This is a genomic window from Nonomuraea rhizosphaerae (assembly GCF_019396405.1).
GTDB lineage: Bacteria > Actinomycetota > Actinomycetes > Streptosporangiales > Streptosporangiaceae > Nonomuraea > Nonomuraea rhizosphaerae.
Genome location: NZ_JAHKRL010000227.1, coordinates 1 through 10,025, shown reverse-complemented (window position 1 = coordinate 10,025; position 10,025 = coordinate 1). Strand labels below are relative to the sequence as shown.

Genomic DNA, 10,025 nt, shown 5'->3' with positions numbered 1-10,025 from the left:
CGGTCCGGCGCGACCCGCGCCGGACCGACATGGCGGATCAGACGTGGCGGATCAGGGGTAGAGGCCGCGCATCTGGTGCGCCTCGGCCACCCGGCCGACCCCGATGACGTGCGCCGCCTCCCGGAGCGTCAGCCCACGGGCCGACGCCAGCGAGCGGACCTCCGCGTACGCGCCCTCCATCAGGTCACGCAGCTTCAGGTCCACCTCCCCGCCGCTCCACGAGTAGGCCTGCATGTTCTGCACCCACTCCAGGTACGACACGATCACCCCGCCGGCGTTGGCCAGGATGTCGGGGACCACGGTCGTGCCGTTGGCGGCCAGGATCTCGTCCGCCTCCGGGGTGGTCGGGCCGTTCGCGCCCTCGACGATCAGCCGGGCGCGCACGCGCGGCGCGTTCTCGACCGTGATCACGGCCTCCAGCGCGGCCGGCACCAGCACGTCCACGTCCAGCTCGAACAGCTCGGCGTGGCCCAGCGCGTCCGCGTGCGGGAAACCGGACACACCGCCCGACTCCGCCGCCCACGCGCGCAGCGCCGCGACGTCGAGCCCGTCGCCGTTGTGGACCGCGCCCGACGCGTCGGACACGGCCACCACCTTGCAGCCCGCCTCCGACAGGTACAGGGCGGCGGGCCCGCCCACCTTGCCGAAGCCCTGCACTGCCACCGTCACGCCCTCCGGCGAACGACCGAGCGCGCACAGCGTGGCGATCTGCACGCCGCGCGAGGTCGCCCCGGCGCGGCCGAGCGAGCCGCCCAGCGTCATCGGCTTGCCGGTGACCACGCCGGGCACCGAGTAGCCCGCGTTGACGCTGTAGGTGTCCATGATCCAGGCCATGGTCTGCTCGTCGGTGCCGACGTCCGGGGCGGGGATGTCCTTCTCCGGGCCGATCATCGGCAGGATCTCGTTGACGTAGCGGCGGGTGACGCGCTCCAGCTCACGCGGGGTGAGCACGGCCGGGTCCACGGCCACGCCGCCCTTGGCGCCGCCGTACGGGATGCCGACCAGCGCGCACTTCCAGGTCATCCACATCGCGAGCGCGGTGACCTCGTGGATGTCGGTTCCGGGATGGAAGCGGATGCCGCCCTTGGCGGGCCCGCGTGAGACGTTGTGCTGGACCCGGAAGCCCTGCACGACGTCCATGTGCCCGTCCTCGCGGCGAACGGGGACCGAGACGGTGAGCGACCGGCGCGGAGTGGCGAGCATCGTGCGGAGCCCGGGGTCGAGCCGGAGATGCTCGGCGGCCTGGTCGAGCTGGTAGAGAGCGGAGTCGAGAGCCTGGCGGCCGGGTGTGATCAGGGCCGGCGTCCTTGACGGCACCATGACGGTCATGGAAGAGATTCCTCCTGTTGTCGCCTGTCGTGCACGCCCAGAGGCGGGCGCCATTGCCTGCCGTGTTTGGGCGTTCGTGTCATGATCATCCTAGAGCGAGACGTTTTTTGTCGCCTATGCTTTGCGGATTGTCCGAATCTGTTGTGCTCAATTACACCCCCGATCTGGCTGCTGCAAACGTGCCACTCTGGCAGGCTGGAGAGGACAAGGGTGCCGAACTGGAGAAACTGGGGGGCCGATGTCCGCACTGGTCGTCGGACCGATGCTGCGGTACGTCGATTCCACCAGCGCCTCGATCTGGGTGGAGACCGCCGAACCGGGCACGGTCACTGTGGAAGCCGCGGGGCGGACGTTCTCCGCGCGGACGTTCACCGTCCACGGTCACCATTACGGGATCGTGGACCTGCTTGACCTGCGGGAGAACGTCGACTCCTACACGGTGACGCTGGGTGAGGAACGCGTGTGGCCGCTGGACGGGTGGCCGCCGAGCCGGATCCGGCTGTTCCCGTCCGACGGACCCGGCAGGCTGGCGTTCGGCTCGTGCCGCACCAGCGTGCCGCATGACACCGCGTACGTGCTGACCCACGGCACGGACGTGCTGCGCTCGTACGGGTCGCACCTGAAGGAAGCCGCCGAGGACGAGTGGCCCGACCTGCTGCTGCTCCTCGGCGACCAGGTGTACGCCGACAGCCCCTCGCCCGAGATGCTGAAGTTCATCGCGGCCCGGCGCGACGACGAGCCGCGCAAGGAGATCGCCGACTTCGAGGAGTACGCCGAGCTCTACCGCGTGGCCTGGACCGAGCCGGAGATCCGGTGGGCGCTGTCCACGATCCCGACCGCGATGATCTTCGACGACCATGACCTGCGCGACGACTGGAACACCTCCCAGACCTGGCGCGAGCAGATGGCCGCCACCTCCTGGTGGTCCCGCAGAGTGATCTCCGGGCTCGGCGCGTACTGGGTCTACCAGCACCTCGGCAACCTCTCACCCGCCGAGCGCGCCGAGGAGCCCCTGCTGGCCGACCTGATGAAGGGCGCCGGCGGCGAGGCGCTCGACGCCTTCGCCGAACGGGCCGACGCCGAGCCGAGCAGCAACCGCTGGAGCTACTCCCGCGAACTCGGCGGCACCCGCCTGATCATGGTCGACACCCGCTGCGCCAGGCAGCTCACCCCGCGCGACCGGCGCATGCTCGACCCGGACGAATGGGCCTGGCTGGAGGAGGAGGTCGCCAAACCCGCCGACCGGCTGGTCATCGGCTCCTCCATCCCGTTCCTGCTGCCGGAGGGCGTCCACTTCGTCCAGAACTGGAACGAGGCCCTCTGCGACGGCCGCTGGGGCCCCCTGGTGGCCCGCTGGTCGGAGAAGCTCCGGCAGGCGATCGACCTGGAGCACTGGGCGGCGTTCCGGCGCTCCTTCAACGACCTGTCCCGGCTGCTGGTGAAGGTCGGCAAGCCGGTGATGATCCTGTCCGGGGACGTCCACTACTCGTACCTGGCCAAGGTGAACCGGCAGGAGATCTACCAGGTCGTCTGCTCGCCCATCCGCAACCCGCTCAGCCCGGTGCTGCGCTGGGCCAACGTGTTCAGCCAGTTCGGCATCGCCACGCTGGTGGGCGGGATGCTGGCCCGGCTCGCCCGCATCCCGCGACCGCCGTTCCGATGGCGGGTCGTGGCGGGGCCGTGGTTCCAGAACGCGCTGGCCACGTTGACGTTGCCCTGCGAGCTGGAGTGGTGGGAGCCGGCGGGGGAGGGCGTCAGCCGGATCGACGGGGTGCGACTGCCCGACAAACAGGAGTCGTCCCACTGACACCCACCAGGCATCGTCTTCGCCTACGGCTCAGGCAGTGACATTGGGGGGCGCGGCCCCCCAAACCCCCAGCTCAAAGCCGCTTCGCCGCCTTGGCCGATTCATCGGGCGATGATCAGATCCTGTGAACGGCCTGCGGCAGGACGGCAACCACCATCAGACGTAGGCCGGTGATCATGAGTCGCCTGAACTTCGATGTCGAGTATGCCGACGGCATCACCCGCGCTCGGCTGATCGCCGAGTTCGGGCAGGGCGTGATCGAACGCCACTGGCCCGGTCTCTACGAGCCCTACCAGTCCGACGAGTCACGGCAAAACCCCTTCTTCCGCTACGGGGTGAACAACAACAACCAGGAAGAAGTGGCGGTCTACCTCGGCCTGGCCTGGGCCTTCACCGCCGGACGCCACCGGCTCGCCATCCCGACCGTGGGGCGTGACAAGGCGATCCATTCCCTGGGGCAGTCCTACGACTTCGTCACCTGGGAGTACGGGATCGACGCCGAGTACCCCGACTGGACGGCCCGCGCCCCCGGGTTCGTCGTCCCCCGAGTGATGCTGCCTCTCCAGCCGGGTCCCACCGATTGGCAACGTGCGCATCGGTACGAGGCCGCCCTTTTCCCCGTCCACGATCTACGTGAACTGACGGCCTTGAGCGTCGCCACGCTGAGTGACGTCTACGGCACCGTGAACCTGTTCGGCCTCGCCGACGCTGGCCGCAAGAATCGGCTGCTCACGTCACTGCGTGGGCGCTCGAAACCCGAACTGGCGACGCTGCTCGCTCCAGGTGACGTCTTCGTCGCCATCACCATCGGCTGCGACCTGGGAACCTACGAGTCCCTCCTCGTGGTCGCCGCCGGTGACCACCGGCATGCCTGGTCGGCGATCATCGACGAATACCGCCGTCGCATTCACGCCTACGAGGATGCCGTCGACTCCTTCCGGACCTTCGACGACCTTTTCGAGGCGTTGACCGCGCTGCAGCGTCCGGGTCAGTGGTAGCCGTGGATCACCGCGTGGCCCTTGCCCCGGCCGATGACCCACTTGTTGACCGGAGTGGTGACCAGGAAGGCCACCAGCAGTGACAGGGCGAGGCTGCCCCAGAACAAGCCGGAGGTCAGCGTGGCGTCCATCGCGCCGGGGACGGCCAGCACCACGCCGTTGTCCACGATCTCCATCACCAGGATGGAGAGCGTGTCGGCGGCCAGCGCCAGCTTGATCGCGGTGCGCCAGTCCACGCCGGCCCGGCGCAGCGGCATCAGGGTCAGCAGGTAGCCGAAGAAGAAGGCCAGCACCACGGCCACGGCGATGGAGGGGGCGTTGCTCAAGCCCAGCCAGGTCGCGATCACCAGCCCCAGCACCTCGCCGATGGCGCATCCGGTCAGGCAGTGCAGCGTGGCGGAGGCGGCCGTCGCCCACGACGCCTTGCCGGTGTGGTGGTGGGGCGCGGGTGGGTTCTCCTCGGTCATCGGGCACTCCTCGACGGTGCGGTGCGGAGGTCGTCCACCGACACTATACCTGAGGGGGGTATGCGAGGCTGTTCGCCACCTCTACGCGGGCGGTCGCAGTCCTGACTGGATGACCTGGACGAGGCGGCGGATCGCGGCCTTCGACGGCAGTTCGCCCGCCGCCGCGACGGCGTGCAGGCAGTAGCCGGCCAGTTCCTCGGCCGGGACGTCGTCGCGGACCGCGCCCGCTCGGACGCCGTCGGTCAGCAGGTCGCGGACCAGCTCGTGCAGCCGCCTCCGGGCGTCGGCGACGTGATCGTCGCGATGCATGAACGCCACCGGGGCGCTGTCGCCGTGCCGGCGGGACTGCTGGGTGATGTGGGCGTAGGCCTCCAGCACCGCGTGCAGCGCCGCCGCCGGGTCGCCGGTCTGGTCGCGTACGTGGGCGAGATGGTCGAGATGGGTGGTGATCTGCCGCTCGTGCCACACCAGCAGGATCGACTCGACGTCGGAGAAGTACTTGTACAGCGTCGCCCGGCCGATGCCGGTCACCTCGGCGATCCGCGACATGGTGACCGCCCGTAGTCCGTGCTCGGCCACGAGCGCGGAGGTGTGGCGCAGGATCGCCTCCTCCACCTGCTGGCGGTGCGCCTCGATCGTCTCGTTCCACAGCTTCGGCACGTCACTGACGATACGCCATCCAAGGATCAATACATCGTGTATTGATATAGACAGAGTGTTTTGTAAAATGCGGGTGCTGGTCACGCTCCGCCTGCTCGAAGGGATCTGTCATGTCCGAGTTACGCGACCGCGGCGGCAGCGGCGGTGACGACGCCGGCCTGCCCCGGTGGGTGAAGGTGGCGTTCGTCGTCGTCGCGGTGGTGGTTGTGCTTTTTGTCGTCCTGATGCTCGCCGGAGGCCATGGTCCAGGGGGACACGGGTCAGGTGGTCACGGGTCAAGCGGCTACAGTCCCGGCGGTCCGTCGGCGGTGCCGCTGGGCGCGATGGCCGGATCGCCGGGGGGACGGGTGGACGCATGACGACGATGAGGCCCGGTCTGCGCAAGCTGGTGCTCACCGCCCACATCACCGCATCGACGGGCTGGCTGGGCGCCGTGCTGGTGTTCCTGGCGCTGGCCGTCATCGGCGTCACCAGCCCGGACAGCGCGACGGTCCGGGCCGTCTACCGGGTCATGGAACCGGCCGCCTGGTACGCCCTCGTCCCGTTGGCCGTGGCCTCGCTGATCACCGGGCTGGTGCAGTCCCTGGGCGGCGCCTGGGGGCTGGTGCGGCACTACTGGGTGCTGTTCAAGCTGCTGATCAACGTCGGTGCCCTCGCGGTGCTGCTGATGTACACGGCCACGCTCGGCTCCCTGGCTCGCCTGGCCGCCGCCGCCGACGCGGACATGCGGGTGCTCCGCGGGCCGTCCGCGGTGATCCACTCCTCCTTGGCGCTGGTGCTTCTGCTGCTGGCCACCGTGCTGGCCGTCTACAAGCCGCGCGGTCGCACCCCCTACGCGCCGGGCCCGGCCGCCGCCCCGAAGCAGGTCAAGAACATTTGACCCGGCCGCCGGGAACGGCGTCCGACCTCACCCGCGCGGGGAACGTACCGTGACCGTCGGGGCTCGCGGAAACCGTCATGACGCGATCGACGTGCGGGAGGGCGCGGCACCATGACCCGCATCCTGTATTGGAACCTGTGCAACTTCTCCCTGCCCAAGCTCTACGACCCGGCGACCTTCGCCACGGCGAACGAGTCCGCCTCGCGGCAGGCCCACATCGTCACCGACATCATGCGCGGGCCGACGGGCGGCCCCGTCCCCGACATCATCGTTGTCGTCGAGGTCTTCTCGCGCACCGCCGACGTCGGCGCGGAGGGGATCGCGCTGAACCCGGGCAGTAATGCCGGGCTGGCCGTGCTGCGGTTGCTGGCCCAGCTCCGCGCGGACCCCGTCCTGGCCGCCAACGGGTCGAACTGGTGCCTCGTCCCGCCGCTCAACCTCGGCGGGATCGGCCAGCAGGAGGCCGTCGCCGTCTTCTACAACGCCACGACGGTCCAGTTCACCGGCCCGAACCTCTTCTACGAGCTCTACGCCCCGCCGGGCGCCGTCGGGCAGAGCCAGCCGGTCGCTCAGGCGACGTACGCCAAACTGACGACGTACCCCGCTCCCTGGGCCGCCGCGATGCCGGCCCTGGGACGGACCACCAGCTTCCCGCAGATCCCCCAGTCGATCGCCGAGACCCAGTTGGCCGGCGAATGGCAGTACTACGACACGACCACCACCGCCCGCCCGATCCCCTCGCCGCCGCCGCCCGAAATGCCGGACAACCGGCTGAACTTTCCCCATGCCGGGTGCCGGGGGCCGTTCTACACCCGCTTTCTCGACGTGGCCGGCAAGCGCACCATCAACCTCTTCAGCGTGCACACCTCCCCGGCCACGGCCACGGGCGCGGTCAGGAGACTGGCGGACGTCAGCCAGATCACCACCGTCAGCGCGGGCGAGGTCAACGTCCTGCTCGGCGACTTCAACGTGGACACCTTCGAGGGCGCCGCCGAGGCCTACACGAACCTGCTCACCGGCTCGGGCGGCATCTACACGCTGCACCTCGACTCGCGGACGGGGCAGACCGGCGACCCCGTCCCGGTCCGCAAACCGTACTGCATGACGCACCTGCTGTCGGCCGCGCAGGGGACGCCGTACAACGACAAGAACGTGACGCCGGATCCGCAGCACAACGCCTACCCGCGCTTCGGCTACATGGGCTGCTCGGGGCAGCCGGTCAGCGACTCCGGCGCGATCGACAACATCCTCACGGCGTACGGGTACAACGGCCAGGCGGCCGGTGTCACCGTCGTCAACACGCTGACCGGCACGCCCTACGACCTCTTCCCCGCTCCGCCGGGGGTCACGGCGGACCTGACGAGCGGCCGGCCCTTCCCCGTCGGCATCCCGGCCAAGATGCTGACCAAGAGCCCGCCGGCCTTGACAGGGAGCGGCGGAATCACGCCGAACGCCGGCGGGGCCGCCTTCCTGGCGCAGATCTTCCAGGGCTGGGACTACCTCGGCAAGAGGTTCAGCACCAGCGACCACCTGCCCCTCATGATCGACGTGTAGGGGCGGGGGACATGAGCCTTCTCGATCTGCGGTCCACGCTGCAGTCCCAGGCCGACGCGAGTGGCGCCATCACCGTCGCGGAGTCCACCCTGACGGCGGCCGGGCTGACCCCGGCGGCCGGGTTCGACGGCACCGTCCAGGCCGCGCTGGGGCTGACGCGGGACCTGTCCGTCGCGGTCACCGGTCAGATCCCGGCGCCCGAGGGGGACCAGCTCAGCGTCCCGGGCACGGCCACGTTCCTGGGGGTGACGTCGGTCCCGGCGCTGGTCGTCTTCACCTTGGAGACCGGCGGCACGGTCGACGCGCTGATCGTCGCCACGCTGCCCGCGGACTGGGGGTTCGGCACCAGCTTCCAGTCGCTGCAGGTCGCGCCGTTCACCACGATGACCGTGACGCAGCCCGCGTTCCTGGTCACCACGGCCGCCACGACCAGCTACCTCTGGCAGGAGAAGGTCCCCGCCCTCACCCTCGTCAAGGGGCTGAACCTCGCCGCGTTCCTCGGGCTCGACGGCCCCGCCGCCCTGCTGATGAACCTGGTCGGCAGCCTCACCGCCGGCGACGGCGTCGTGCTGTGCGGCACGATCGATCCGGCGACCGACCCGCCGCCCGTGACGCTGACCGGCGCCATCGACGCGCTCATCACCGCCGACACCTCCTTCGTCCTGTCCCTGCCCGTCGTCCAGGTGACCGGCGAGACCGACGAGAACGGCTTCCTGGCCTACTGGCTCTCCTTCAGCTCGACGCTCAACGTCGGCGGGAAGCCGTTCAGCACCTTCCAGGCCGCGCTGATCGAGGGAACGCCGAACCTCTGCCTCACCATGGCGGCGACCGACGGCACCATCACGGCCGGCGAGATCACCGCGCTGATCGGCAACGTCGACTACACGAAGTCGATCCCGTCCGAGCTGACGGACGTCTTCTCCTCCGTCGGGCTGACCACTCTCGGCGCGACCTTCAACGCCGACACGGGTGAGGTCATGGACATCACCGGCGGGATCGGCACGAAACAGCCCTGGCAACTGGGGCAGTTCGACCTGGAGAGCATGACGCTCACCTGCTCGGTCCTGACGCCGTTCGGCACCCCGGCCGTGCTGGCCTGTTTCACCGCCACCGCGCAGATCTTCCCGGACGTCTTCCAGGGCGTCTTCGCCTTCGAGCTCACCGCCGACCCGGCCGGTGACCTCAGCATCGGCGCCGGGTTCACCGGCCTGGTCCTTCTCCAGGACCTGGTGAACGGGATCTCCGGCGGCGACGTCGACCTGCCGGCCTGCCTGCGGCAGCTCACGTTCGAGAACTTCGGCATGACCTTCACCAAGACCGGCGGCGGCTACGACTGGCAGATCCACGGGACGGCGCAGGACTCGTTCACGCTGAACCTCGACACCGGGCCGCTGGACCTGTCCGTCACGGTGCTCGCCGCCTCGACCGGCGGGCAGCTCTCCTTCGTGCTGCGGGGCGGCCTGCTGATCGGCGAGCAGTTCTTCGACGTGGAGATCGACCTCGACGCGGCCGACAAGAAGCTGACCGCGTCCTGGACCGGGTGGGGGCAGCCGCTCGGCTTCGCCGACGTCGCCGCCGCCTTCGGCTGGACGTCCATGCCCTCCGTGCCGTCCGACCTGGACCTGGGGCTCACCGCCGCCACGCTGATCTACGACTTCAGCGACGACAGCCTGGCGTTCGGCGCGCAGTCGCGGACCTACGGCGATCTCTCCTTCGCCACCCTCAAGACCGGCCAGACCCGCGTGTGGGTCTGCTGCCTGGCCTCCGGCCAGACCTTCAGCCTGTCCGACCTGCCGCTGGTCGGCGACGAACTGGCCGAGATCGAGAACGTCTCCATCGGCGACCTCCAGGTGCTGATCGCCGGCGCGCCGATCCCCGACCCGAGCGCCCTCAACGGCCTGATCGGCGGCCTCGGCGCGGACTACCCGCTCCTGCCGTCCACCGGCGTCCCGGGAACCCTGCTGGTCTCGGCCGTCCTGCAGCTCGGCGGCGACCGGCTGCCGGTCAGCGTCGGCCTCGGCGGTCCGAGCGGGCTGCGGGCACCCGCTCCCGCGTCCTCCGACGGGGTCACCTGGTTCACCGTCCAGCGCAGCTTCGGCCCGGTGTCGATCAACCGCATCGGCGTCCTGTACCAGTCGAGCGAGCAGGCCCTGTGGTTCGAGCTGGACGCGACGCTGGCCTTCGGCCCGCTGACGTTCGACCTCCAGGGGCTGGGCGTCGGCTCGCCCCTGACCGGCTTCGCCCCCGAGTTCTGCCTCCAGGGCCTCGGCGTGGCCTACCGGCAGCCGCCGCTGGAGATCGCCGGCACCCTGATCAACATGGAGCCGCCG

9 protein-coding genes are annotated in these 10,025 nt (G+C 69.9%); 6 read left to right on the top strand and 3 right to left on the bottom strand.

Annotation, left to right across the window (positions count from 1 at the left end):
• Window positions 1-51: 51 nt before the first annotated feature.
• Window positions 52-1,329: a Glu/Leu/Phe/Val family dehydrogenase gene (locus tag KME77_RS11385; protein ID WP_219465532.1), complete on the bottom strand. Its 1,278-nt coding sequence runs from the start codon at window positions 1,327-1,329 to the stop codon at window positions 52-54.
• A gap of 238 nt (window positions 1,330-1,567) precedes the next feature.
• Here KME77_RS11385 and KME77_RS11380 point away from each other — a divergent pair, with 238 nt between their 5' ends.
• Together KME77_RS11380 and KME77_RS11375 are read left to right on the top strand one after the other, a co-directional pair.
• A complete protein-coding gene (locus tag KME77_RS11380) occupies window positions 1,568-3,136 on the top strand; it encodes an alkaline phosphatase D family protein (protein ID WP_219465530.1) in 1,569 nt (522 codons plus the stop codon).
• Window positions 3,137-3,312: 176 nt separating this feature from the next.
• A complete protein-coding gene (locus KME77_RS11375; RefSeq protein WP_219465522.1) occupies window positions 3,313-4,134 on the top strand; it encodes a hypothetical protein in 822 nt (273 codons plus the stop codon).
• Here KME77_RS11375 and KME77_RS11370 read toward each other — a convergent pair.
• Together KME77_RS11370 and KME77_RS11365 are read right to left on the bottom strand one after the other, a co-directional pair.
• Complete coding sequence (locus KME77_RS11370) at window positions 4,125-4,601, bottom strand: DUF4396 domain-containing protein (RefSeq protein WP_219465521.1); 477 nt, start codon at window positions 4,599-4,601, stop codon at window positions 4,125-4,127. The two genes, KME77_RS11375 and KME77_RS11370, sit on opposite strands and share 10 nt — an antisense overlap.
• A gap of 81 nt (window positions 4,602-4,682) precedes the next feature.
• Window positions 4,683-5,261: a TetR/AcrR family transcriptional regulator gene (locus KME77_RS11365; protein WP_219465518.1), complete on the bottom strand. Its 579-nt coding sequence runs from the start codon at window positions 5,259-5,261 to the stop codon at window positions 4,683-4,685.
• A gap of 110 nt (window positions 5,262-5,371) precedes the next feature.
• Here KME77_RS11365 and KME77_RS11360 point away from each other — a divergent pair, with 110 nt between their 5' ends.
• The 4 genes from KME77_RS11360 to KME77_RS11345 all read left to right on the top strand — a co-directional run.
• The gene (locus tag KME77_RS11360) at window positions 5,372-5,620 is read left to right on the top strand and encodes a hypothetical protein (RefSeq protein WP_219465517.1); all 249 of its coding nucleotides are present in this window, start codon (window positions 5,372-5,374) and stop codon (window positions 5,618-5,620) included.
• A complete protein-coding gene (locus tag KME77_RS11355) occupies window positions 5,617-6,141 on the top strand; it encodes a hypothetical protein (protein ID WP_219465515.1) in 525 nt (174 codons plus the stop codon). The genes KME77_RS11360 and KME77_RS11355 overlap by 4 nt, the downstream gene beginning before the upstream one ends.
• A 111-nt stretch (window positions 6,142-6,252) precedes the next feature.
• A complete protein-coding gene (locus tag KME77_RS11350) occupies window positions 6,253-7,695 on the top strand; it encodes an exonuclease/endonuclease/phosphatase family protein (RefSeq protein ID WP_219465513.1) in 1,443 nt (480 codons plus the stop codon).
• Between the two features lie 11 nt (window positions 7,696-7,706).
• The coding region (locus KME77_RS11345) for a DUF6603 domain-containing protein (protein WP_219465511.1) at window positions 7,707-10,025 on the top strand (2,319 nt) is incomplete at its 3' end.

Bases quoted from the DNA above. Each gene is read 5' to 3' on its own strand.
- KME77_RS11350 (WP_219465513.1), top strand. From the start codon at position 6,253: ATGACCCGCATCCTGTATTGGAACCTGTGCAACTTCTCCCTGCCCAAG.
- KME77_RS11370 (WP_219465521.1), bottom strand. From the start codon at position 4,601: ATGACCGAGGAGAACCCACCCGCGCCCCACCACCACACCGGCAAGGCG.
- KME77_RS11385 (WP_219465532.1), bottom strand. From the start codon at position 1,329: ATGACCGTCATGGTGCCGTCAAGGACGCCGGCCCTGATCACACCCGGC.
- KME77_RS11380 (WP_219465530.1), top strand. From the start codon at position 1,568: ATGTCCGCACTGGTCGTCGGACCGATGCTGCGGTACGTCGATTCCACC.
- KME77_RS11375 (WP_219465522.1), top strand. From the start codon at position 3,313: ATGAGTCGCCTGAACTTCGATGTCGAGTATGCCGACGGCATCACCCGC.
- KME77_RS11360 (WP_219465517.1), top strand. From the start codon at position 5,372: ATGTCCGAGTTACGCGACCGCGGCGGCAGCGGCGGTGACGACGCCGGC.
- KME77_RS11355 (WP_219465515.1), top strand. From the start codon at position 5,617: ATGACGACGATGAGGCCCGGTCTGCGCAAGCTGGTGCTCACCGCCCAC.